We start from the raw sequence: 23261 nt of genomic DNA, 5'->3' as shown, positions 1-23261 counted from the left end.
TTTTGAAGTCTGAACTTTACTTGTTTCCCTATCAAATGAATGATAAAATATATTTAACCCGTGGTGCTAGTTAATCTCAAAATACAATAAAAAGCCCAAAAGGACTATACTGTAAGTGCCTACACAAACAGGAGGTTAGTCCAAATGAGCCACTTACAGTATACAGCTAAATCCCATCACTTACAATGGAATATGCGTCAATTATCAAAAATTTGTTCTCAGTTTTATCAGGATTATTGTCCGGAAGACTTCAAACACCGTCGTAACGTCTGTCTGTCCAAAGTTTCAGACCAATCTCTTCTAGTTTTACTGCTATTACAAGCTGAACTAGGTATTAAATCACAACGTCACTTTTATAGGATTTGTCAGCTATTTCCCTGCGGTACATTACTAGAAAGAAGTCGCTTTAATAGGCGTGCAAGACAGTTGATTTGGCTGGTTCAAGTGATTCGTCAGGCAATGAACACTCAAATTTCTCCCAATACCATTGTATTATAGACAGCTTTCCTTGCCACTTTGTCAATCTATTCGTAACCACAGGGTCAGACTTTTCAATGGGATAGCTAATATTGGTTACACCGCCTCTAAACATATGTGGTTTTACGGTTTTAAGGTTCACATGCTAGTGACCTTATCAGGCTACATTCTGAATTATGTTGTCAGCCCAGCCTCTGTTCATGATATTAAGGCAGTTTACGAGTTGCTAGAAAGGTGTGAACAATCCGTCATTTTAGCAGACTTAGGTTACCTTAACCGTGAGCTGAAAGATGAGTTGAAGCAAAATGGCTATCACCTCTGGACTCCCTTGCGTCAAAATATGGAAGGGGCTAAACAGCATAATCATTGGAAACTAATGGCTATGAGACGAACCATTGAGACTAGATTTTCAGAACTTTGTTCCCTTTTTGATATGGAACGAACACTGGATAGGGGCATGACAGGGCTGCAATTGAGGATTGAACAAATCATACTAGCTTACAATTTGAGATATTTTGAAATTAACTAGCACCATGGGTATATTTCTATATATTACTAACAGAAAATTTCAGAAGTCTATTCAAAAACAAAAGTACTAATAAATGCAATTAGAGGAGATTTTATGATAAAAGTTAGATTTGCAGCTATTGAAGATGCGCAAGCTATTTCTGATATTTGTTCACAAGCTTGGAAAAAAGCATACGCTCAACTATATTCTAATGAGTATATTTCCAAAGTAATAGATGACTTTTATAATGTTGAGCGGATTACTGAAGAATGTAAAGAATCATCTAAGGACTGGTATGGTTATATAGTTGCTTATGATGGGAATGATATCCTTGGATGTATTGGAGGGACATGTGACAATGAGGTTGGTTTTATCTACGTTTTATATGTCAAGCCCGATCTCAAAGGGATAGGAATTGGTAGTGCATTACTTGACTTTTTAACTGAGTATCAAATTGAAAACTATCTAATTAGTCGTCAAGAAGTTTATGTTACGACAGGCAACACGAGGGGTATACCCTTCTATCTAAAGCATGGCTTTAAGTTACAAGAAGTTATTCCTAACTGGATAGATGAGAACGAGGGAACCAAAAATAAATATTCTCGTTTAGTTTAAAAGATAAAAAAGCCTTTGATAATCAAAGGCTCAGATTGAAGACAAAGCCCTATAAAAATGAATTTCTAGAGCTTTTTTGTTCGCTAAGAGTTATAATAAAGACAAGAATCTCTAGGAGGTCTCTCTATGTTCCACAAAGAAAATCCGAACTAAAATCGTAATCAAGTTGGCTTTTATAGCTTAGATGAGTTGGTCCCTAAAGACCATCTCTTACGTCAAATTGACCAAGCCATTGATTTCTCATTTATTTATGACTTAGTTGAAGATAGTTATTGTGCTGATAATGGTCGTCCTAGTTTGGATCCCGTTATGTTGATTAAGATTCCTATGATTCAATGTCTGTTTGGCATTCGTTCTATGCGTCAAACTATCAAAGAAATTGAAGTCAATTTAGCTTACCGCTGGTTTCTTGGCTTGATTCTAGAAGATAAGGCGCCTCATTTCACAACATACGGCAAGAACTACAGCCGTCGTTTCCAAGATAAACAAGTCATTGAAGCCATCTTTTCTCATATTCTAGGTCTCTGCCTCAATGCTGGTTTGATTGATCCTACCGAAATCTTTGTGGATGGGACTCATATCAAGGCAGCTGCTAATCATCACAAATACATCAACCAGGAAGTTGAGGCACAAGCTAAATTTATGAGTGACCAATTGGAGAAGGAAATTGCCAAAGATAGGGAGAAACACGGAAAAAGTCCTTAAGGCTCGCCAAAGAGAAAGAGCCCGCAAGTAAGAAAATGTCTACAACAGACCCTGATAGTGGTTGGTTTCATAAAGGAGAGCATAAACAAGTCTTCGCTTATAACGCTCAAGTTGCTTGTGATAAACATGGTTGGGCATTGGGGTATAGTATTCACGCTGGAGATGTCCATGATAGTCAGGCATTTCCTGAACTCTTTGACAAGATTAAAGCATTGAACTCTCACTATCTCATTGCTGATTCTGGTTATAAAACCCCAAGCATCGCTCATTACTTATTAACTCTAGGTGTCATACCAGTTTTTCCCTATACAAGACCTCATAGTAAAAAGGACCTGCTTCGGCCAAAAGAATTTATCTATGATGAGTATTATGATGTCTATCTTTGTCCAGAAAACCAACCTTTGCACTATTCAACGACTAATCGAGACGGTTACCGTGAGTATAAAAGCGGTCCAGCTATTTGTCAGACTTGTGCTCTTTTATCAGTTTGTACCCAGTCGAAGAACCACCAAAAAGTCATCACACGTCATTTATGGAAAGATGACTTAGAAGTCTGCGAAGACATCCGACACCAACTAGGGATGAAAGAGCGTTATCAACAGCGTAAAGAGACTATTGAACGCTTGTTTGGGACAGCTAAAGAATACCATAACTTACGCTATACGAGATTAAAGGAAAGTCCAAAATGGGGGCAACCCTTGGGCTTACTTTAGCGTGTTTAAATCTGAAAAATACAGCAAATGGATGGCTGGAATAGCCTTATTTCTTTGCCTGAAAGTTGCCAAAATGAGGCAAATCATCATAATGATAGTAAAAGAAAAGACAAACTGGAGGTTTAGACCAGTTTGTCTTCAATCTGAAACCTCTGCCACTATAGGCAGAGGTTTTTTTATGAATCAATCTTAAAACGAATGACGGAAGCCTCGGCATCTACTTCTGCCATCACGCCAAATGGTACAATAGCTCTTGGTGTGGCATGTCCCACATTCAAGTTGTATAGGATTGGAATATCGGTATCCACCACCTTCAATAGGATTTCCCGATAGCTTTCTTTATGGGTCTCATCTATAGGTTTCCCCACCAAAAGCCCTGAAATCACCGAAAAAATGCCGGTTTCTTTTAGTGTTTTGAGCATTTGCTCAAATAAGAGAGGGTCTGGTTTTTCTTCACTTATTTCCAACAAAAGAATCTTACCTGTCAAATCGGCTAAAGAGGGAAAGAGCTGGTATTTCCTAGCTATAGCCACACTATCGTCATAGCATGAATGATCAAAAAGTTGATAGAGAGATTCCAAGTAGCCTCCCAAAATCTCACCGCTAAAGGTAGGGGAGCCTTTTAAGAGCTCAAAACCACGATTCAAATGACGGACACGTTTGGTTCCTAGAGCTTTAGCACTAAAATCCTTACGCTCCTCATACCAATAGGGACTAGGTTTGATTTCTAAAATCTGTCCACTTGTCACCAATTCCTCAAAGTAGGCACGACTGTAGGGCAATCTGTCGGATTCCAATTCACAGACATCGGCCAGGAAAGATTGCCCATAAAAGGTCTTGATTCCCAACTGGTGTAACATCAAATGGTTAATAGTAGTATCTGAAAAACCAAGAAAGACTTTTTGCTTAACCACCTTCTTCAAAGCCTCATGATCAAAGAGGTAGGGAGACAGGCGATGAGTATCATCACCACCGATAGCACATAAAATCATATCTACTGATGGATCTTCAAAAGCTGCAATCAGATCTGAAGCCCTAGCTTCTGGATGCTCCTTCAAGTAATCAATGCCCTTTAAAGCATTTGGGGTAAAACTAACCTCTAAGCCAAGAGCCTCAAGACGCTTAAGACCCAAGTCTAACTCATGCTGGATAAAGTCTTCTCCCAGCATCCCACTAGATAAGCTCACAATAGCCACTTTTTTAATCATCGCACAAGCTCCTTTAAGTTATGATTGTCCTATCATAACACAAGAATTAGGAGGTCACTCACAATTTTAGGTTCAGGATTCTGCTGACTAACATTGATTTGCCCCACCTGAGAATCTAAACTGTGATTTTCTTTGAGAACAGGAGACCCTGTAAGAGCAACTAGATGACCATTGACGGTAAAATGGATACGGCTATCTCCTTTTGTAAAGGTATATGGTATCAAATCTGATAGCGCCTGTTTCCCTGCCGCATAAGCAAGGGTTTCCACCTTATCAATGGTCAATCCCTCTTTGTTAGGACTAACGTGACAATAAAAATACAGGTGCCCCGCATCTTTAGGTAAGGTCTTTGACAGGATTTGATAGGTCTTACCATCTTTTTCAAAGGTTTCTTTAGCAGACATTAGTTGAGGACTTGGTAGCTTAATGGTTTTTTTAGAGAAAATGGGCTGTCGCCACTGTCTCTCTTCTTTTTGCCGCATCTGCAGATGATTCTGATAAGCCCAAGTACCACCTAATCCCACTAATAGGATTAAGGATAACCCAATCACATACCAGGTCTTCTTTGTCATCACAAACCTCCATTTTGTTCACATTAAAAGTCTTTGTTTACCTTAAGATTATTGTAATCGCTTTCCTATCTTTTGTAAAAGCATTTATGGCTTTTCTAGGAGTAGGTCCACTTCTAAAGAGCTTAAGTAAGAAAAAATTGATATAATCATTATTACAAAGGAAAGGGGAAATTACCCCTTATTAAGGAGAAGGCTATGGAAATCATCAGAATTATCCTACCACTACTAATAGTCAGTCTACTAGCAGTTTATGCCATCTATAGCGCTAAAACTAAGCAAGAAAGAGCTCGCCGCCAAAAGAAGGCTCAAGCAGACGATTTTATGTCTGAGGGTATGACAATTGGCATGTGTATTGGAAGCTCTTTGGGTATTGTCTTTGACAATCTGTCTCTCGGATTATCCATCGGTCTCTTACTTGGAATGATTATTGGCATGAACTATAAAAAGTAAAAAATCAGATCACTAACAGATTCTAGTCATTTTGCAAAGAAACTTAGAAAAGGAGATGTTTTATGACCAACGATCAAGAACTACGACAAGTCTCTTATCACCTCCTCCAAGAAAGAGGTGTTAGTTTAACAGACATGGCAGAATTAGTCTTGTTTTTACAAAACAAGTACATTCCCCATCTGACACTTGAAGAATGTTTAGACAGTGTTAAAGCTGTCCTTGAAAAACGCGAGGTGCAAAATGCCATCATCACAGGTATAGAGCTCGATAAACTCGCTGAATCAAACCAATTAAGTCAACCCTTACTGACTATTCTCAAAAAAGATGAGGGACTTTATGGTATTGATGAAATCATGGCTTTATCTATCGTTAACCTTTACGGATCTATAGGCTTTACCAACTATGGTTATCTCGATAAGACTAAGCCAGGCATAGTTGAAACCCTCAATACCAAAGATGGACACTCCTGTCATACCTTCTTAGATGATATTGTCAGCGCTATTGCAGCAGCTGCAGCCAGTCGTATTGCTCACAATGACCCTGCTAAGAGTGCTATTACTAACCAACAACAACCTTTTGAAGAACTTAAAAAGCAGAAGCTCTAATGAGCCGTTCTGCTTTTTTTTGATCTTTAGTGCTATTAAGCTAAGAAGCTGTTTTTTTGTCATTCGCTATGTTTCAGCAAAGCCAAAAAGGATAATAACCATCATCACTATTAAAAAGTGCCTAGTCTAAGGAGATCAGGCACTCTTTGTTTATCTTTCTAAAAGGGGAAAGCTTGTTTAGATACTGGACTTATGATGAATGGCTTCCCAGTCCTTGCCAAAATCATCCACTGCTTTTTGAATGGAGGGCATGGCAAAGGCTGCTTCAAAGACATCTGGTCCTGCTGTAATAGCTTGAGCTCCCTGAGCAAAGGCCTTAGTTACTTGGCCCACATTTTTAAAGCTAGCTGCTAAGATCTTACTGTCAGAAAAATCACGCTCAATTGCCGCTGCCAACTGACCAATGACTTCCTCAGCATTGATATCTAAATTTTCCATACGATTATAGTAAGGCGCCAGATAATCCGCACCAGCCTCAATGGCTAATAAGCCTTGAAAAGTCGTGTAGATAGCAGTTGCCGTAATACGATAGCCTTCTGCTTTTAGGGTCTTGATAGCTGCTAAGCCTTCAGTAGTAACCGGCACTTTGACGTAGATACTATCGCCACAAGCTTGACGAATAGCCGCCGCATCTTTTAAAATCCCTTCATAATCTTGAGCCACCACTTGCACATGAATCGAAGCTTGATCACCAATAATAGCACGAACCTCTTTGATTCGCTCAAAAAAATCAATATCTCCTTCTTTTTTGGCAATGGTAGGGTTTGATGTCACCCCTGCTAAGGGGAGCACACGATGCCATTTTTTAATGGCCTCAATATCTAAAGTGTCTAACATATATTCCATGGTATTTTCCTCTTAAAATGTGTGTTCTGTTCTCTCGATAATATCGTCTTGGGTTGCTTTTGACAAGACATTGAAGAAGGCTGAATAACCTGCGACACGAACGATAAGATCCCTATGTTTTTCAGGATGTTTTTGGGCATCGATTAGGGTATCACGAGAGACAACGTTATACTGAATATGGTAGCCATGTAGGCGATTAAAGAAGGTACGCAGTAAGGCCATCAACTTCATCTTATCTTCTTCTTTAGCCAAGGTTTGTGGATTGACTTTTTGATTCAGTAAGACCCCTCCAACAATTTCTTCTGTTGGCAACTTAGAAACCGATTTCAAAACAGAGGTCGGACCTTTCTTGTCCATGCTATGTTCTGGAGAACAGCCCTCAGCTAGTGGGGTTCCTGCATGACGGCCGTCTGGTGTAGCTAAAGTCCCTTTGCCTTGACCGACATTGGCAGAGATAGAAGAGGTTCCTGAATAGCGAATACCTCCAATTGGGCCTCGGCCATAGCGGGTATTAGGGTATTTGGCGATTTCATCAATATATGTTTCATAAGCTTCCACCACCAAATGATTGGCATAATCATCATCATTACCATATTTTGGTGCCTCATGAATCAGCATTTGGCGAATGGCTTCACCCTCTTCACCAGCAAAATCAGTTTCAAGAGCATGCCACAATGCTTCTGGACTTAAGCGTCCTTCTTCAAAGACCAATTTTTTAAGGGCAGCTAAGGAATCTGACAGGTTGGCAATACCCACTTGTAAGCCAGAGATATAATCGTAAACCGCTCCGCCTTCTTTCAAGGTCTTGCCACGGCCGATACAATCATCTGTCAGAGCCGAACATAAGATATCTGGTACCTCACGTTCAAGGCCTAAGTCAATGGCATTTTCCACGATAACACTCATTCGAGTGATTTCACGAAGGGTAGCATACCAAGCCTCTTTCAATTGAGCATAGGAGGTCATGTCTTTAAAATGACCATGTCCCGTCGCAAAGCGTTTACCTGAGGCGGGATCAATGCCATCATTCATGGTAATCAAGAGAATTTTAGGGAAATTGATGTAGCTCATCCCCGTACAACGGTAGCCCCATTTACCTGGAACAGCAGTTTCCACACAACCAATAGCTGAATAATCGTAGGCATCTTCTTCCAAAACACCCTTTTTGATAAAGGAAGGAATGATAATTTCATCATTATTCATAGCTGGCATCCCAAACCCAAGCTTCATGACTTCGATACACTCATTCATAAAGTGATTATCTAAGCCCTTGTGGTAACGAACCGTCAAGTTAGGTTGAGGGAGTTTCGTTTGAGCCACGCTTCGTAAAACCAGATAAGACAGAGGGTTAACAGCATCTTTTTTATCTCTGGTTTGACCACCGATGGTTACGTTTTGATAAAGGGGGCTTCCTGCTGAAGAGAAGGTGTGGGCTTGACTGCGTACCTTGTTAATGGTTAGGGTCTTAATCCAAAGGTTAGTCAAGCGCTCAACAATACTATCTTCTGTCTCACGGCCGGCTTCCAAGTCAGCCTTGACATAAGGATACATGTACTGGTCAAAACGACCATAAGATAAAGAATGTCCATTAGATTCGATTTGGAGAACACACTGGATAAACCAAACAGATTGGACCGCTTCTGCGAAGGTCTGGGCTGGTTCATAAGGCACCTTATCACAGATACGGGAAATTTCAAGTAGCTCAGCTTGCCGTTCTGGACTAGCCGTCTTAGCCATTTTTCTTGCTAAATCAGCATAACGTTTGGCGTAGGTTTTGACCGCATCAATTACTATAAAGACTGCATCATAAAAATGGTATTTATCAATATTCTCAGGAATCGTCAAATCAAGCGCAGCCTTTGCTTCACGCGCTCTTTCTTCAAACCCTTTAAGCCCAAACTCAAGCAATTTTTGATAGTTGACAGCCAGATGGGCATCACCAGAATTCATCTTGCCTTCCATGCCAAAGAAGCCTGTTTCCATGTAGACATCCACCTCTGTTGGAAGGAGGGCGCCAGCGCGGGCTCGTAGGTTATTGTTTTCCCAGAAAGGTGCTATGGACCGTAATTGCTCCTTGGTCTCTTCTGTAATGTAGAAAACATCCCCGTCACGCTTTTCAAACAGATCCAACTCATTGAGAACAAATTCTAAAGTATACTCTGGAAAAATAGGCGCAGCCTTATTGGAGGACGCTTTGTTACCAGCAATCAGACTCTCTTCTTCAATGTAGAGGGTCATGTTTTCCAAAATGGTTTGCAGCATGTAGGCTCGTTTTAAATTAGCTGGCTTATTCTGATGCTTCTGATAGGCTTGCGTTGCTAGGATAGCGCGCTCTGCATCAATATAGGGTTTCTTTTCTAAAACAGCTTCACGATAGCTGTTCATTCGTGGGGTTAGTGACCCAAAATAAGAGCTTTTACTTTCTGTCATCTTTTATCTCCTTATTTTCTTACGAAAATAAAAATGTTTCTTTCGTAATTATTTTACCATATCTCTTTACTTTTTTGAGCTTATGGAGGCATTTCTTAAAAGTCAAGTTCACTTGCACTATTGTGCAAACCTCATACCGCAGCCTTAAAACCACCTCGTCTGAGATGGTTTAAGAGCATTATGATAATTCTTGCTGAGTAAGCTCACTTTGATAAGCCATCTTATCTTGAATTCTAAAGAATGGGAAATAGATAACTGTCGACATGACTAAAATCAACAACTGAATTAAAGCGCCTTGCCAACCGGCTACCATAAATCCTGAGATAATAGCTGGTGTAGACCACGGCAAAGTGACTCCAGAAAAAGGCTGCATAAAGCCAAAGGCTATGGCACCATAGACTAATAGAGCTGCTAAGACTGGCACTAAGATAAATGGTAAAAACATCAGGGGATTCATAACAATTGGAAAACCAAAGACAACCGGTTCATTAACGTTAAAGATAGCTGGAAAGGCCGCCACTTTTCCGAGAGCTTTATACTGTTTTGATTTGGCTGCAAAAAGCATGGCCACAACCAAACCAAAGGTAATTCCAGAACCAGATAAAATAAGGAAGCTATCCAAGAATTGCTGAGTAACAATATGCGCCCCTTTATCTAAGGACAAATCACCCGCTGCAAGAAGGGCTTTATTGGCATCCAAATTAGAGAGCAACAAGGCTGTCATAATACCATTGACCACAGATTGACCATGAACACCAAACCACCATAAGAAAGAGATGAAAAAGGCGATACCAATAGCTCCATAAAGTGATCCTGTCAAGCCTTGTAATGGCACTTGAATAACAGAATAAATCAGTTCAATAAAAGTACCCCCGCCTGTCAATTGCTTAGCCACAAGGTAAACAATCATGGATAAGATAAAGATAGCAAAAGCTGGAATCATGGCTTCAAATTGTTTGGCGATGGCTTGTGGGACTTGCTCAGGCATTTTAAGGACTAAATGGCGGTAAATAAAAGTTGTGTAAATAGCACCAACTACCAGACCAATAATAATGGCACCTATAATCCCTTGCCCACCAAACCAAACTTTATTCAAAGCATCACCGATAGGCTCTCCCACTAGAGGAACATAGGAAGACCGCATCAAAATAAAGAAGGCTGATAAGGAAAGAACGCCTGCTGGCAAAGGTTCTACCCCAGCATTTTTAGCATAAGAATAAGCAATGGAAAAGCAAGAAATCAAGCCCATAATAGCGAAGGTCCCATGATAAACTTGCATAAAAGGTTCCGTCCAGTCAGCACCAAAAAGACTGGCAATCGCATCATTTACCCCTTGAAAAGGAATTTGACCAGCAATCAAAAAGAGACTTCCCACTACTGTTAAAGGCAAAATAGCTAGCATGCCATCTTTCAGTGCGATAATAGGGCGACTATTAACAAATTTCATGATTGGAGTGATGATTTTTTGAACAGACATGGTTGACATGATATTCTCCTATTCGTTGACAAGTTTGAGCGCTAAATCAAGTACTTTCTTTCCATCTAACATGCCGTAATCAGCCATTGGAATAACGGCAATAGGAATACCATGCTCTTGGCAAATGGCCTGTGATTGGTCTAAGGTATAAGCGACTTGAGGGCCTAAGAGGGCTACATCTAATTGAGGAGCATAATCAGCCAGTTTTCCTTGGGAATAGGCTTCAATTTGGCAATCCAAACCTGCTTTTTCTGCGGCTACTTTCATATTGTTGACAAGCATACCTGTTGAAAAACCTGCGGCACAAAACAATCCAATCTTCATCATAAGTATCTCCTTTTTTATATTTTATTTTTCAGCTAATTCTTGACGTAGACTAATAATTTCTTTTATCAAATTGATTTCGGTAATGGTCGTCATCAAATGATCCTGAGAATGCACAAACAAAGCTGTGATTTCTGATTTTTTGCCACTAGCTTCTTGTGCTAAAAATTGGGTCTGCAAATTATGAGCTTCTAATAAGGCCGTATCAGCCAAGGCCATTTCTTTTTGACTGGCTTCATAGTCTTTTCTTTTTGCCCATTTTAAGGCTTGATAGATGTGTTGTTTGGCATCCCCCGCATTTAAAATCAATCCCATAATGATTTGATCCGCGACGATTAGTTCCATAGTTAGGCTCCTTTTCTCATTTTCCTAAGAGACTTTCCTTTGAAAAGCAATATCCCTTACGTTTGTGATCGTTTACATTTCTTTGATAACCTCATTTTATCATCTTCCTTTCTTGCGTCAATACATAAAGTGCCAGTTTTTTGATAGCGAACAAAGGTACATTTTTCGATAATTTTACTAAAAGAAAAAGCCCCAACACATTGGGGACTCTTCTCTGGTTTTGCTTTTAAGTAAATTCAGAAAACTCTTGATCTTTTTCAAGTTCAAGAACCGCCATTATGGTATCCTTATCGGTTACCAAATAGTTGATAAAACCTGCCTTCAAAGCAGCTAAAATGGCTTTTGCTTTTGCTTGACCAGTTGCTACTGCAATTGTTTTGGGAACCCTTCTCAGTTGTTCCAAGCTAATGCCTATTGTTCTATCCTGTAAATCTTGATACACACCGTGTCCTTCTTGATCAAAGAAGCGACAGCAAACTTCTCCTACGGCTTCCTCATTTTTGAGTTGCTGGTAATCTTGCTCTGTCAACAAGTCACGCCACTGACTCTCTTGTTGTCCATTTGGCTCTCCACCAATGCCCACAAGCGCCAAGTCCAAATGATTCCAATAATCTAGGGTTTCTTGGAAATATTTAGACTGTAAAATGCCTTTGGTTAACCCTTTATCTTCTTGCACCACCATTGCGCTAATAAAAGAACTATTACCATGTACAATTCGCGCTAAGCGATAAATCAGAGTATTAACATGAAATTTAGCATTGATATGACTTGGACCCCCTGCCAAAGGGCAGATGATGGTGTCCTTTAGGGTCTTAGGGTCTAAATAATCAATCACCCGAGATAGGGTAGCTCCCCAAGAAAGGCCGACCTTATCGCCATCTTTAATGGTCTGCCTTAATAATTCTGCGGCTGTTTTAGCTACCTTGACTAAAGTATCGTCTGCACTGTCTTCCATTTGATTAGCCACAATATCAATTTTTTCCAGACCATATTTTTGACGAACGTATTCTTCAAGAGCAAATAAATTGGCATCATAACCAGCAATCTCGATTCGAACGATACCTTCTGATCTAGCCTTGGCCAACATACGGCAAATGGTAGTGCGGTAAATGGCCATTTCATTTGATATTTCTGTCTGACTCTTGCCCTGAACATAATGCAAATAAGCCACCTTGGCCAGCAATCGTCTGCATTCTTCCTTCATCCTAACCCCTATTTTCTAAGAAACAAAATCAATGTTAATGTTGTGCTGCTTCAAAAGCGCTTCGTGCTCTTTGTCTAAGCCTTTATCCGTAATCACACGATTGACACGTTCCAAGGACATTTGATGCACCAGACTGGTTTTTGCAAATTTACTAGAATCTGTCAAAATCACCAATTCGTCTGAAGCATCCGCCATATAGCGAACGACTTCAGATCGCATTAAGTCCTTACCCATGAAACCATAGTGAGGGTCAAAGCCATCTGTGCCAATAAAGACACGGTCAACACGAAACAAAGCAATCATTTCTTTTAAAAGAGGACCAACTGTCACTTCTGAGTTGGGCTGGTAGTAACCTCCTAGTAAAATAATCTGACAGCTGTTATAGTGTTGAAGATAATTGGCAATAAAGCAAGAATTAGTGATAATTTTGATGTTACGCTTACTTTGGCAAAGTACCTCCGCCAAAATGGCACAGGTAGACCCTGACTCAATCATAATCGTATCATTATCTTGTACCAATTCAGCAGCCTTTTGAGCGATACTCTTTTTGATATTGTACTGATAGGATAAGCGGACATTCAGATCATCCCCGCTGTTTAAAACAGCATAACCATGCTCACGTCGTAAGAGTCCTTTTCCTTCTAACTTGTCTAAATCCTTACGAATAGTCACTTTTGACACGCCCAAAAGCTGGGATAAGCTGTTAACATCTATTTTCTTTTCTTGCGAAACTAATTGTATGATTTTTTCTAAACGATTCATAAGATGCCTCTCACTTATTGTATCAGTTATCTTCACAATTGAAAAGATAAAATAGCTTTCATTCGTAATTGATTTATTTACGTTTATTTGATATCATTAGCCTATAAAGAAAGAGAGGACTTGCTTATGACAGAGCGTGGCATCGTCTTTAACATTCAACATTTCAGTATCCATGACGGTCCAGGTATCAGAACCACTGTCTTCTTAAAAGGATGTCCTTTACGCTGCCCTTGGTGTGCCAATCCTGAATCACAACAAAAAGCTCCTGAGGAAATGCTGAGTGCTGATGGCTGCAAAACCGAAATCGTTGGCCAAGAAAAGAGCGTCTCTGAAGTTATGGAAGAAGTCCTTAAAGACCGTGATTTTTATGAGGAATCCGGTGGTGGCATGACCTTATCAGGAGGTGAACTCTTCGCCCAGTTTGACTTCGCACTAGCCCTTTTAAAAGAAGCCAAAAAGCAAGGGTTACATACTGCTATCGAAACCACTGCCTTTGCCAAGCATGAACAGTTTGTCCAACTCATTAACTATGTTGATTTTATCTATACCGACTTAAAACATTATGAAACACTTAAACACCGAAAAACAACTGGTGTCAATAACAATGTGATTATCCAAAATATCCAGTATGCCTTTCAATCTGGTAAAGAAATTGTTCTGCGTATCCCCGTTATTCCTAACTTCAACGATTCCCTAGCGGATGCTAAAGCTTTTTCTCAACTCTTTCTTAAGCTTAATATCAAGGACGTTCAGCTGCTGCCCTTTCATCAATTTGGCGAAAACAAGTACAAACTCTTGAAGAGGGACTACCAAGTGGCAGATGTCAAAGCTTATCATCCTGAAGACCTTAAAGCTTATCAGGAGATTTTTTTACAGCACCAGATTCATTGTTATTTTTAAAAACAGCTAAAAAGCGACAGCGCTCCTTAAAGGACGCTATCGCTTTTTTAGTTTTATTTGATTGAAGGAAAAACCTTAACCACTTAATCCATTAGATTATTTTTCTGGAACAGTGATTTTACCATATACGATGGCTTTTTTAGCATCTTCAACAGCTTTTTTAACCTCTTTTGGTAATTTATCGCTCGTTAAGTTAACACCGCCTTCTTTAAGACCAAAGGTTGTGATTTTACCTCCTGGGAATTTACCTAAATCAGCTGCTGTAGCAATCTTATTAAGGGCTTGACCAACTTCTTTAATACTTGATGTCAAGACAAAATTTTCTTTTTTACCATCTTTAGAAGTGTAGTTGCCTTCTGGCTCTTGGTCACGGTCAACACCGATAACCCAAACTTTGTCAGAAGCATTACGGTTTTCATTAACAGATTTAGCCTCGTTAAAGACACCTGCTCCAGTACCACCAGCTGCTTGATAGATGACATCTGCGCCATTAGCATATTGAACTGCAGCGATTGTTTTTCCTTTAGCAGCATCTGCAAATGAACCTGCATAAGCAACTGATACTTTAATGCTTGGGTCTACAGAAGTCACGCCTGCTTTGAAACCTTCTTCAAAACGCTTAACAACAACACCTTCCATACCACCAACAAAACCGATTTGTTTTGATTGAGTGGTTTTAGCAGCTGCTACGCCTGCAAGGTATGCCGCTTCATTATCCGCAAAAGTTACGCCTGCCACGTTATCTTTTCCTTCGATAACATCATCCACAATAGCATAGTGTGTATCTGTGTTTTCTGAGGCTGCTTTTTCAATGCTGTCTCTTAAACCAAAACCAATACCAAAGATAAGGTTGTAACCACTAGTTGCAGCAGTGTCTAAGTTTGTCATGTATTCTGACTCACTTGACGTTTGAAAATAATCAAATCCAGAACCTTTTTTAAGACCTTGAGATTTACCCCAAGCTTGAAGACCTTCCCATGCCGATTGGTTAAATGATTTATCATCAATACCACCTTGGTCTGTAACCATAGCCACTTTCAATTTGGCTTCATTTGATTTTTGCGAACGGTTAGAACAAGCACCCAAAGTTAACAACAAAGTAGACGCAAGACCTAGTGACACTAATTTTTTGTTCATTGAAAAACGAACCTCCTAAATAATATATATCTTAATTTCCTTTAGTTTCATTTCAAAAACAAAATGGTTAAGAAATGAAAACCTAGTATAACAAAAAAACAAACTTATCATACTCTTTTTTCAAAAAATTTGACTTTTCAAGCTAAAAGACGAACGTTATCGCTTTCAATTTCAAGAAAGAGAAAAAGAAACCGATTTCTCGATTTCTCTTTTTCTAAACCAACTTATTTTTCTGGTACACTTGTTTTTCCATCAATGATGTCTTTTTTAGCCGCTTCAACAGCTTCTTTGACATCTTCTGGCAGACCCTTAGTTGTTAGGTTAACCCCACCTTCTTTGAGGCCAAAGGTTGTCACCTTACCACCAGGAAATTGTCCTTTAGCCGTTTTATCAGCCACTTTACGTAAGGCTTGACCAACTTCTTTAATACTTGATGTCAAGACAAAGTTAGATTTCTTACCATCTTTTGAAGTATAGTCTCCTTCTGACATTTGGTCACGGTCAACACCGATAACCCAAACTTTATCAGCTTCGTTTCTTGTTTCGTTAACTGACTTAGCTTCATTGAAGACGCCTGCACCTGTTCCACCTGCTGCCTGATAAATCACATCGGCACCTTCAGCATATTGCGCTGCAGCAATGGTTTTGCCTTTAGCTGCATCTGCAAAGGAACCAGCATAAGTGACTCTAACCTTAATAGAAGGATCAACGGATTTAACACCTTCTTCAAAGCCTTTTTCAAAGCGCTTAGCAACAACACCTTCCATACCGCCAACAAAACCAACTTGTTTTGTTTTTGTGGTTTTAGCAGCTGCAACACCCGCTAAGTAAGCTGCCTCATTATCTGAGAAGGTGATGCTTGCTACATTGTCTTTGCCTTCAATCACATCATCAACAATAGCAAAATGTGTGTCTTTGTTGTCTGCTGCAGCTTTTTCAACAGCATCATGCAAAGGAAAACCTATCCCAAATACCAAGTTATACCCACTTGTTACGGCAGAATCAAGGTTGGTGGTAAACTCTGCTTCATTGGCTGATTGGAAGTAGTCAAACCCTTTTCCTTTTTCAAGGTCATTGTCTTTACCCCAAGCTTTTAAGCCTTCCCAAGCAGACTGGTTAAATGACTTATCATCAATCCCTGTTTGGTTGGTAATCATAGCGACTTTTAAGTCTGAATCTGACCCTTTTTTAGCGGAGCGGTTAGAACAAGCACCAAGTGCTAAGAGCGCTGTAGCCGCAAGTCCAAGAGAAGCGATTGTTTTTTTGTCATCATCATTAATCTCCTAATTGCTTATTTCTTAAAATGACTTATTTTAGTCATAGTCGTGTGACATTCTAATGAATATAGTTTCAGTATACCAAAAAATACCCTAAAAACCTATTATTTTTATCATTGAGACCTTATTTCTTATGAAAACCGAACTTTATTTTCAAGATTGTTTGCAAAATCTAGCAAATATGAACCAACTTTTTGTCTAGGAGGCATAATAAAAGAGAGAACAACGTTCTCTCTCAGTTTGAAGAAAAAGTCACTTTTTGCTACTTTCCTTAGGTGCTGTCGGACGGTAGCGACTTCTTATAAGAATTCCATACCTAACTGTCGAGCCTAAGGTCTCGCCAGTTCCGAGTGTCTAAAATCTTTCTATTAAAGGGGTTTTAGACACTTTCAGCACGGCGAAAGTAGTCTCAATAAGCTCGCTATCGCTCGCAGAAATAGGATATTTAGTAAATCCCCTGCAAAGCTCCTCACCCTATTGGTACAAAGACATGGGGTTTGTCTACCGTCTGAGAGAACAACGTTCTCTCTTTTTCTCTTCAAGTTTTTATTGGTATCTACTTATTAATTAGCGAGTAGATTTAGAATTTTGGATAGCAGCGTCGTAACCAAGATTATAATCATTGATATATTCTTGGCTATAACTGGGTGTAAATGGAAGTTTTGCCCATCCCTTTGAGCCATGGTTGTAGCCATCCTGGTAAGCCACACTATTGACATTAATAATAGGAGCTACTGCCATTTCTTTTTGCTTGGCAAGTTTTTCTTCTTGAGATTTCATCTGAGTCATTTCTTCAATAGCATCGATATAACCCTTTTTAAAACCTTCTTTGTAAACTTCTGGCCAGTTATCAGATACTGGGTACGGTGTATCCAAGTATCTGAAACGATAACCTTCCAAGTAAGCATCTTGGTACATTTTAGCATCTTCCGGCGTCATGATAGCGCAGCTGCCTCCAAAGTTAGGACGACTTGGTACTTTCACTCCTGGGACAACAGTGTCCTCTTCCAAGAAGATGTTTTCGCCTGTTTCCCAGTTGATCCATTCTGGGATAACAGTCGCATCATTTGGCAATTTGTCATCCTCACGCTCACCTGATAAACCTGGCAATGCTGGTGTTGTTCCTTTTAGTTCTGGAAGTTTCTCAACATCTTCTTTTGGAAGGATAATTTCATCTTGACCAATGATTTCAGATTCTTGATCAACGTGGGACAATTCTGGAACAGTTTGTGCATCTTCTGGAAGTTTTTCTGCCTCTTGGCTATCAGTTTTTGTATCAAGCTTAATAGTTGGGAAGTCTAGCATTTGTTGAGTGCCTTCATCGGAGACTTTAGGCATTTCCATTTCCGTTTGCTCGTCTTCTTCCCAATCTGTGAATTCTGGAATAATGATGGCATTATCTGGCAGTTTCTCAACATCCTCTTTTGGAAGGATAATTTCATCTTGACCAATGATTTCAGATTCTTGATCAACGTGGGACAATTCTGGAACAGTTTGTGCATTTTCCGGAAGCTTTTCTTCCTCCTGGCTATCGGCTTTTGGATCAAGCTTAATAGTTGGGAAGTCTAGCATTTGTTGAGTGCCTTCATCGGAGACTTTAGGCATTTCTAAGTTTGGTTTTTCTGTCTCTTTTTTGGCGTCTTCTAGAAGGATTTCTTCCTCTTCCAAGAAAATATTTTCGCCTGTTTCCCAGTTAATCCATTCTGGGACAACAGGCGCATTGTTTGGTAATGTGTCATCCTCACGTTCACCTGATAAACCTGGCAATTTTGGTGTTGTTCCGCTTAATTCAGGCAATTTTTCGACATCTTCTTTTGGAAGGATGATTTCATCTTGACCAATGATTTCTGAATCTTGATCAACGTGGGACAATTCTGGAACAGTTTGTGCATCTTCTGGAAGTTTTTCAGACTCACGCTCACCTGATAACCCTGGCAATTCTGATGTTGTTCCGCTTAATTCAGGAGCTTTTGTGTCATCTGCTTTTGGTGTCACTGCTTCTGATTCTTTTTGGATAGATGGAAACTCTAACATTTGTTGAGAATCATCATGACCCTTCTCTTCTGCCTTATCAGCTAACTTTGGACTGTCTTTTGGAGGCATTTGATCTTCTAATTTAGGAAGGTCGATTTGTGGACCAGTCTCAAAAGTCATTTCTTCTGACTGATTTCCACCTTCTAGACCTGGAAGATTTTCTGTACGGCCATGAAGTCCTGGTCCTGTCTCAGGTAGTTGATTTCCTAATCCAATTTGTCCCCACTCAATTGTGGTAACTGAGGTTGTTACGGTGGTTGTAACTGTTGTTGTTACGGTGGTTGTTGTGATGGTTGCAGTATCTGCTGAGGCTTGTCCCCCTATTAGAAAAGCACCTAATAATACGGATGCTACACCGACACTAAATTTACGAATACTGAAAACTTGCTTTGTTTGAAAACGCATGTTAACTCCTCTTTTATATTTTTAATTTATGAATAATATATTAACTTATTTTTAATTAAATATTAATGTGTTTTTTTGTTAATGTTGTCTATTATTTTTTTAAAAAAATAAGTTTTTTGTCTATTTGATTTTTTTATGTATTTTTCTTTATAACAAGACAATATAAGCCAGAATGAACTATTTCAAATTAGTTTTAATAACTTTGTTAATAGACAACAATATTTAAAAATAAATGAGATTAATTTCTTTTAAATGATAAAATGAGTCGTTTATTAGTTTACCTTCTTTAAAGAAAATAAAAAGATTGAACACTACTGACCGTAGCATTCAATCTTATATTTATTTTATTATCTTTGTTTTTAAATATTTGCCCAAACTGATTCGAGAATGTTTGTTTGTTCGCGACCTGGTCCTACTGAGAAAGTAGAGATGCGAACACCTACTAATTCACCAACACGACGGACATAGTTACGTGCATTTTCTGGAAGATCTTCCAGGCTACGAACACCTGTAATATCTTCAGACCAACCTGGTAATTCTTCATAGATTGGTGTGCAGCGTTTCAATTGCTCTAAGCTAGCTGGGTAGTAATCAATACGTTCACCATCAAGGTCATAAGCGACACAGATTTTAACAGTATCAAGTCCTGATAGAACGTCGATTGAATTAAGTGAAAGATTTGTAATCCCTGATACACGACGGCTATGACGCATCACAACTGAGTCAAACCATCCAACACGACGTGGGCGGCCAGTTGTTGTGCCGTATTCATGACCAACTTCACGGATACGGTCGCCAACTGCATCAAATAATTCAGTTGGGAATGGGCCATCACCAACACGGCTAGTATAGGCTTTACATACACCAACGACTTTATTGATTTTACTTGGGCCAACACCAGAACCAATGGTTACACCACCAGCAACTGGGTTTGAAGATGTTACAAATGGGTAAGTTCCTTGGTCGATATCAAGCATAACCCCTTGAGCACCCTCAAATAGAACACGTTTACCACCATCAAGAGCATCATTTAAGATAACTGATGTGTCAGTAACATATTTTTTAATTTCTTGACCGTAAGCATAGTACTCTTCAAAGATGTCATCAAATTCTAAAGCTGTACTATCGTACATTTTTTCAAACAAACGATTCTTTTCAGCCAAATTAGCTTTCAAGCGTTCAGCGAAGATTTCTTTGTCTAATAAATCGGCAATACGGATACCAATACGCGCAGCTTTATCCATGTAAGCTGGGCCAATCCCTTTGATAGTTGTACCGATTTTGTTATCACCTTTTGAATCCTCTTGTAATTGATCCAATTTAATATGATAAGGCAAGATAACATGGGCACGGTCTGAAATACGTAAATTATCGGTTGTCACACCCTCTTCATGAAGGTAAGCTAGTTCTTTAACCAATGATTTAGGGTTAACAACCACCCCATTACCAATAACAGAAATTTTTTCTGGGAAGAAAATACCTGATGGGATCAAATGCAATTTGAATTTTTTACCATCAATGACGATGGTATGTCCAGCATTATCTCCACCTTGATAACGCGCAATCACTTCTGCATCTGCAGATAAAAAGTCAGTGATTTTACCTTTACCTTCATCACCCCATTGGGTACCAACTACTACTACTGATGTCATATGTATACGATATAGGCTTACTCTAGAATGGCAGAGCAGAGGCCTTCACCTTTCTTGAAAACATGGCAGGAATCTCACCTGCAGTTTATCTTACACCCTATTATAGCAAAAAAGGATATGTTTCGCCAACCTTCCACATAATTATTAGGAAAATAGTTTCATTCATTTTTTAAATGCGAAAAATAAATAGAAAAAACGAACATTCCGCCATTAAAGGTAGATTTAGGAACTGGTAAGCCAAACACCTTTCTTCTAAAAGCTCAGAAAAGCCTTAAATAGATAAGGTGTTTTCTTTTAGTATTCAAACTTTTAAGGTAAAATAACTAGTAACAAGTATTTATCCATAGAAATGAGAAAGAAAGAGAAATGGCAAAACAAATCGATTTATTCCTTCAAAAATTACCTCGACTGCCAAAATGGCTTTGGCTACTCATCTATCTATTTACCTTGGGATTCCTCTCTGAAATAGAAATCCTCAACGGTAGTCTTTTAGGATTAACAGCCATTGCGCTTGGGATTGGTGTGTTTAAAGTTAATAAGCGACAAAAATACTTACATAGTCAAGGCCTAGCCAAACGTATTCAAGACCTCAAGGATACTGTTCATTTGGCTGATAAACAACATAAGCTTTTAAATGATTACTTGTTGATTCATGATTATCAACATTACCGCCAAACCGCTGAGCAGTTGCTGCCCAAGCTAGATTACATTAAAAGAGAATCCTTACAATTACAAAAACAGATTTCAAAAGACACCTTTCATCGTATCAACCAAAAAGCAGATGATGTCAAGGTTGATACTGTCTTACAGTTAGAACAATTACAGGCGTTAGAGGACCCTTCCACCGATCATCAAGATATGGATGTGATGATTATCCAAAAAGCACCTGAGCTCAAGGATATCTATTTAAGTATTCGATCCGATCATCGGACCATTTTAGACAAAATCAAAAAAGCTGATAATAGGGCTGAACTTGAAGCCATCCATGACAGTAGTATGCAAAAATTCTACGATATTTTAAATGGCTATTTAAGCATTAAAGCTTCCCCAAAAGACTATTACAAAGCAGAACAACCCTTAGAGGGTGCTTTAGAAGCCATGAAACAATTTGATTTGGATTTGGATGAAAATTTACGTCAACTAAACGAAAGTGACCTCAAAGATTTTGACATTAGTCTACGTCTCATGCAAGAGAAGTCACGCCAACACCCATCAGAAAACCCTTAAAAAGGAGATGCCCTTATGTCTGAATTTAATTTTGATATTGACCAAATTGCTAATAATACCATCACTAAAACAGATAAAACGACTGAAATTATCACAGACTCTAACACCAGTAATACTGGTCAAATTGTCTTTTTTGAGAAATTAAGCCCAGATCAGCAGACTGCTATTACTGCTAAAACACCGGCTCTTGTCGACACCTTCTTGTCTGACCAAAATGCCCTTCTTGATTTTGGTCAATCGGCTGTTGAAGCCGTGAATGTCACTGTTAATCATATCCTTGCTGAGCAAAAAAAATTACAGATTCCTCAAGTGGATGACTTGCTTAAAAACACTAACCGTGAGCTCAATGGTTTTATCGCAAAATACAAAGACGCTAGCCCAGCTGACTTAGAGAAAAAACCAAACCTCATTCAAAAACTCTTCAAGCAAAGTAAAAATGGCCTTCAAGAATTCTATTTTGATTCCCAATCTATTGAACAAAAAATGGATGGCATGGCAGCTGCTGTGGTTAAGCAAGAAGACACCTTGGCTCGTAATATTGTCTCAGCTGAACTATTAATCGAAGATAATACCAAATCCATCGAACACCTGGTTGGGGTCATTGCCTTTATCGAAGCCAGCCAAAAAGAAAGCTCCTCACGCGCTGCTAAGCTACAAGATAAAATCGCTTCTTTAGATAGTGCTACTCACGAATACCAAGTTGAGAGTGATGCGCTGGCTCGAATGACTGAAGTCATCAATACCTTAGAGCAACAACACACAGAGTACCTTAGCCGTTTATACGTCGCTTGGGCGACAACACCTCAGATGCGTAACTTGGTCAAGGTCTCTTCTGATATGCGACAAAAATTGGGAATGCTTCGTCGAAATACTATTCCGACAATGAAACTGTCTATTGCCCAATTAGGCATCATGCAACAATCTGTTCGCTCTGGAATGACAGCTGATGCCATTGTCAATGCTAATAACGCCGCCCTCCAGATGTTAGCTGAGACCAGCAAAGAAGCTATTCCAGCCCTAGAGCGCTCTGCACAGAGTCCAACCGTCTCTATCAAATCCGTTACTGCTCTAGCTGAAAGTTTAGTGGCTCAAAATAATGGCATCATCGCAGCCATTGATCAAGGTCGTAAAGAACGCGCTGCTCTTGAAAGTGTCATTGTCAAATCTGCTGAGACCATTAACGATTCGGTAAAACTGCGTGACCAAAAAATCGTTCAAGCCCTTCTTAATGAAGGAAAAATTAAGCAAGAAAGCATTGACCAAGAAAGCTAACCTCAAAAAAGAGCGAGTATTGAGAGTAATACCATCAAAAACAAAAAAGCCTAATAGCTTGTTTAACATCAGCTATCAGGCTTTTTTTGATAAGGAGTTATCATTTTTTAGGAGAG

Annotated in this window: 19 protein-coding genes and 2 pseudogenes; 8 read left to right on the top strand and 13 right to left on the bottom strand. The window is 39.3% G+C overall.

Features of this window, described 5'->3' with window-relative positions; all coding sequences use genetic code 11:
• Positions 1-144 precede the first annotated feature (144 nt).
• The 3 genes and pseudogenes from STRIC_RS11950 to STRIC_RS11945 all read left to right on the top strand — a co-directional run bounded on the left by STRIC_RS11950 (position 145) and on the right by STRIC_RS11945 (position 3211).
• Positions 145-1006: pseudogene (locus STRIC_RS11950) on the top strand (IS982 family transposase).
• A gap of 93 nt (positions 1007-1099) precedes the next feature.
• A complete protein-coding gene (locus tag STRIC_RS08860; RefSeq protein ID WP_008090030.1) occupies positions 1100-1600 on the top strand; it encodes a GNAT family N-acetyltransferase in 501 nt (166 codons plus the stop codon).
• Between the two features lie 126 nt (positions 1601-1726).
• Positions 1727-3211 (top strand): annotated as a pseudogene (locus tag STRIC_RS11945) (IS1182 family transposase).
• On the opposite strand, the gene STRIC_RS08840 reads toward STRIC_RS11945, so the two are convergent.
• Together STRIC_RS08840 and STRIC_RS08835 are read right to left on the bottom strand one after the other, a co-directional pair.
• Positions 3195-4226, bottom strand: a complete 1032-nt coding sequence (locus STRIC_RS08840) for a S66 family peptidase (protein ID WP_008090005.1) — start codon at positions 4224-4226, stop codon at positions 3195-3197. The pseudogene STRIC_RS11945 and the gene STRIC_RS08840 overlap by 17 nt on opposite strands.
• A gap of 32 nt (positions 4227-4258) precedes the next feature.
• Positions 4259-4798 (bottom strand): hypothetical protein, encoded by a 540-nt coding sequence (locus tag STRIC_RS08835; RefSeq protein WP_008089781.1) that lies wholly within the window; start codon positions 4796-4798, stop codon positions 4259-4261.
• 195 nt (positions 4799-4993) lie between these two features.
• On the opposite strand from STRIC_RS08835, the gene STRIC_RS08830 reads away from it, so the two are divergent.
• Together STRIC_RS08830 and STRIC_RS08825 are read left to right on the top strand one after the other, a co-directional pair.
• Positions 4994-5248 carry a hypothetical protein gene (locus tag STRIC_RS08830; RefSeq protein WP_008090070.1) on the top strand — a complete coding sequence of 85 codons (255 nt, stop codon included), beginning with the start codon at positions 4994-4996 and terminating at the stop codon, positions 5246-5248.
• A gap of 62 nt (positions 5249-5310) precedes the next feature.
• Entirely contained in the window at positions 5311-5853 is a 543-nt protein-coding gene (locus tag STRIC_RS08825; RefSeq protein WP_008089872.1) for a phosphatidylglycerophosphatase A family protein, read from the top strand.
• A 177-nt stretch (positions 5854-6030) separates the two neighbouring features.
• Here the strand turns inward: STRIC_RS08825 and STRIC_RS08820 are convergent, their stop codons facing one another.
• From STRIC_RS08820 to STRIC_RS08790, 7 genes are all read right to left on the bottom strand, one after another.
• Positions 6031-6699, bottom strand: a complete 669-nt coding sequence (locus STRIC_RS08820) for a fructose-6-phosphate aldolase (protein WP_008089748.1) — start codon at positions 6697-6699, stop codon at positions 6031-6033.
• Positions 6700-6711: 12 nt separating this feature from the next.
• Complete coding sequence (locus tag STRIC_RS08815) at positions 6712-9129, bottom strand: glycyl radical protein (protein WP_008089615.1); 2418 nt, start codon at positions 9127-9129, stop codon at positions 6712-6714.
• Between the two features lie 178 nt (positions 9130-9307).
• A complete protein-coding gene (locus STRIC_RS08810; protein ID WP_008090419.1) occupies positions 9308-10615 on the bottom strand; it encodes a PTS sugar transporter subunit IIC in 1308 nt (435 codons plus the stop codon).
• A gap of 9 nt (positions 10616-10624) precedes the next feature.
• Positions 10625-10933 carry a PTS sugar transporter subunit IIB gene (locus STRIC_RS08805; RefSeq protein WP_008090304.1) on the bottom strand — a complete coding sequence of 103 codons (309 nt, stop codon included), beginning with the start codon at positions 10931-10933 and terminating at the stop codon, positions 10625-10627.
• A gap of 21 nt (positions 10934-10954) precedes the next feature.
• Positions 10955-11275, bottom strand: a complete 321-nt coding sequence (locus tag STRIC_RS08800; protein ID WP_008090402.1) for a PTS lactose/cellobiose transporter subunit IIA — start codon at positions 11273-11275, stop codon at positions 10955-10957.
• A 226-nt stretch (positions 11276-11501) separates the two neighbouring features.
• Positions 11502-12479: a sugar-binding transcriptional regulator gene (locus STRIC_RS08795; RefSeq protein WP_008090130.1), complete on the bottom strand. Its 978-nt coding sequence runs from the start codon at positions 12477-12479 to the stop codon at positions 11502-11504.
• A gap of 15 nt (positions 12480-12494) precedes the next feature.
• A complete protein-coding gene (locus STRIC_RS08790) occupies positions 12495-13241 on the bottom strand; it encodes a DeoR/GlpR family DNA-binding transcription regulator (protein WP_008090134.1) in 747 nt (248 codons plus the stop codon).
• Between the two features lie 126 nt (positions 13242-13367).
• Here STRIC_RS08790 and STRIC_RS08785 point away from each other — a divergent pair, with 126 nt between their 5' ends.
• On the top strand, positions 13368-14141 hold the full coding sequence (locus STRIC_RS08785) for a glycyl-radical enzyme activating protein (RefSeq protein WP_008090093.1): 774 nt from the start codon (positions 13368-13370) through the stop codon (positions 14139-14141).
• A 96-nt stretch (positions 14142-14237) separates the two neighbouring features.
• Here the strand turns inward: STRIC_RS08785 and STRIC_RS08780 are convergent, their stop codons facing one another.
• The 4 genes from STRIC_RS08780 to STRIC_RS08765 all read right to left on the bottom strand — a co-directional run bounded on the left by STRIC_RS08780 (position 14238) and on the right by STRIC_RS08765 (position 20646).
• Positions 14238-15278: a BMP family lipoprotein gene (locus STRIC_RS08780; RefSeq protein WP_008090019.1), complete on the bottom strand. Its 1041-nt coding sequence runs from the start codon at positions 15276-15278 to the stop codon at positions 14238-14240.
• A 224-nt stretch (positions 15279-15502) separates the two neighbouring features.
• Positions 15503-16558 (bottom strand): BMP family lipoprotein, encoded by a 1056-nt coding sequence (locus tag STRIC_RS08775; RefSeq protein WP_040832328.1) that lies wholly within the window; start codon positions 16556-16558, stop codon positions 15503-15505.
• 564 nt (positions 16559-17122) lie between these two features.
• Positions 17123-18994 carry a YSIRK-type signal peptide-containing protein gene (locus STRIC_RS08770; protein ID WP_008089880.1) on the bottom strand — a complete coding sequence of 624 codons (1872 nt, stop codon included), beginning with the start codon at positions 18992-18994 and terminating at the stop codon, positions 17123-17125.
• A gap of 359 nt (positions 18995-19353) precedes the next feature.
• Entirely contained in the window at positions 19354-20646 is a 1293-nt protein-coding gene (locus STRIC_RS08765; RefSeq protein WP_008090201.1) for an adenylosuccinate synthase, read from the bottom strand.
• A 366-nt stretch (positions 20647-21012) separates the two neighbouring features.
• Here STRIC_RS08765 and STRIC_RS08760 point away from each other — a divergent pair, with 366 nt between their 5' ends.
• The gene (locus tag STRIC_RS08760; protein WP_008090084.1) at positions 21013-21873 is read left to right on the top strand and encodes a hypothetical protein; all 861 of its coding nucleotides are present in this window, start codon (positions 21013-21015) and stop codon (positions 21871-21873) included.
• 15 nt (positions 21874-21888) lie between these two features.
• Positions 21889-23145, top strand: coding sequence for a toxic anion resistance protein (locus STRIC_RS08755; protein WP_008090434.1), 1257 nt, complete (start codon positions 21889-21891; stop codon positions 23143-23145).
• Positions 23146-23261 lie beyond the last annotated feature (116 nt).

It is taken from the genome of Streptococcus ictaluri 707-05 (assembly GCF_000188015.2).
Classification (GTDB): Bacteria; Bacillota; Bacilli; order Lactobacillales; family Streptococcaceae; genus Streptococcus; species Streptococcus ictaluri.
The sequence above is the reverse complement of the archived record's forward strand: the minus strand, read 5'-3'. Positions and strand labels throughout refer to the sequence as shown.

Bases quoted from the DNA above. Each gene is read 5' to 3' on its own strand.
- STRIC_RS08815 (WP_008089615.1), bottom strand. From the start codon at position 9,129: ATGACAGAAAGTAAAAGCTCTTATTTTGGGTCACTAACCCCACGAATG.
- STRIC_RS08765 (WP_008090201.1), bottom strand. From the start codon at position 20,646: ATGACATCAGTAGTAGTAGTTGGTACCCAATGGGGTGATGAAGGTAAA.
- STRIC_RS08810 (WP_008090419.1), bottom strand. From the start codon at position 10,615: ATGTCAACCATGTCTGTTCAAAAAATCATCACTCCAATCATGAAATTT.
- STRIC_RS08820 (WP_008089748.1), bottom strand. From the start codon at position 6,699: ATGGAATATATGTTAGACACTTTAGATATTGAGGCCATTAAAAAATGG.
- STRIC_RS08780 (WP_008090019.1), bottom strand. From the start codon at position 15,278: ATGAACAAAAAATTAGTGTCACTAGGTCTTGCGTCTACTTTGTTGTTA.
- STRIC_RS08840 (WP_008090005.1), bottom strand. From the start codon at position 4,226: ATGATTAAAAAAGTGGCTATTGTGAGCTTATCTAGTGGGATGCTGGGA.
- STRIC_RS08835 (WP_008089781.1), bottom strand. From the start codon at position 4,798: ATGACAAAGAAGACCTGGTATGTGATTGGGTTATCCTTAATCCTATTA.
- STRIC_RS08830 (WP_008090070.1), top strand. From the start codon at position 4,994: ATGGAAATCATCAGAATTATCCTACCACTACTAATAGTCAGTCTACTA.
- STRIC_RS08795 (WP_008090130.1), bottom strand. From the start codon at position 12,479: ATGAAGGAAGAATGCAGACGATTGCTGGCCAAGGTGGCTTATTTGCAT.
- STRIC_RS08790 (WP_008090134.1), bottom strand. From the start codon at position 13,241: ATGAATCGTTTAGAAAAAATCATACAATTAGTTTCGCAAGAAAAGAAA.
- STRIC_RS08770 (WP_008089880.1), bottom strand. From the start codon at position 18,994: ATGCGTTTTCAAACAAAGCAAGTTTTCAGTATTCGTAAATTTAGTGTC.
- STRIC_RS08800 (WP_008090402.1), bottom strand. From the start codon at position 11,275: ATGGAACTAATCGTCGCGGATCAAATCATTATGGGATTGATTTTAAAT.
- STRIC_RS08825 (WP_008089872.1), top strand. From the start codon at position 5,311: ATGACCAACGATCAAGAACTACGACAAGTCTCTTATCACCTCCTCCAA.
- STRIC_RS08760 (WP_008090084.1), top strand. From the start codon at position 21,013: ATGGCAAAACAAATCGATTTATTCCTTCAAAAATTACCTCGACTGCCA.
- STRIC_RS08860 (WP_008090030.1), top strand. From the start codon at position 1,100: ATGATAAAAGTTAGATTTGCAGCTATTGAAGATGCGCAAGCTATTTCT.
- STRIC_RS08755 (WP_008090434.1), top strand. From the start codon at position 21,889: ATGTCTGAATTTAATTTTGATATTGACCAAATTGCTAATAATACCATC.
- STRIC_RS08805 (WP_008090304.1), bottom strand. From the start codon at position 10,933: ATGATGAAGATTGGATTGTTTTGTGCCGCAGGTTTTTCAACAGGTATG.
- STRIC_RS08785 (WP_008090093.1), top strand. From the start codon at position 13,368: ATGACAGAGCGTGGCATCGTCTTTAACATTCAACATTTCAGTATCCAT.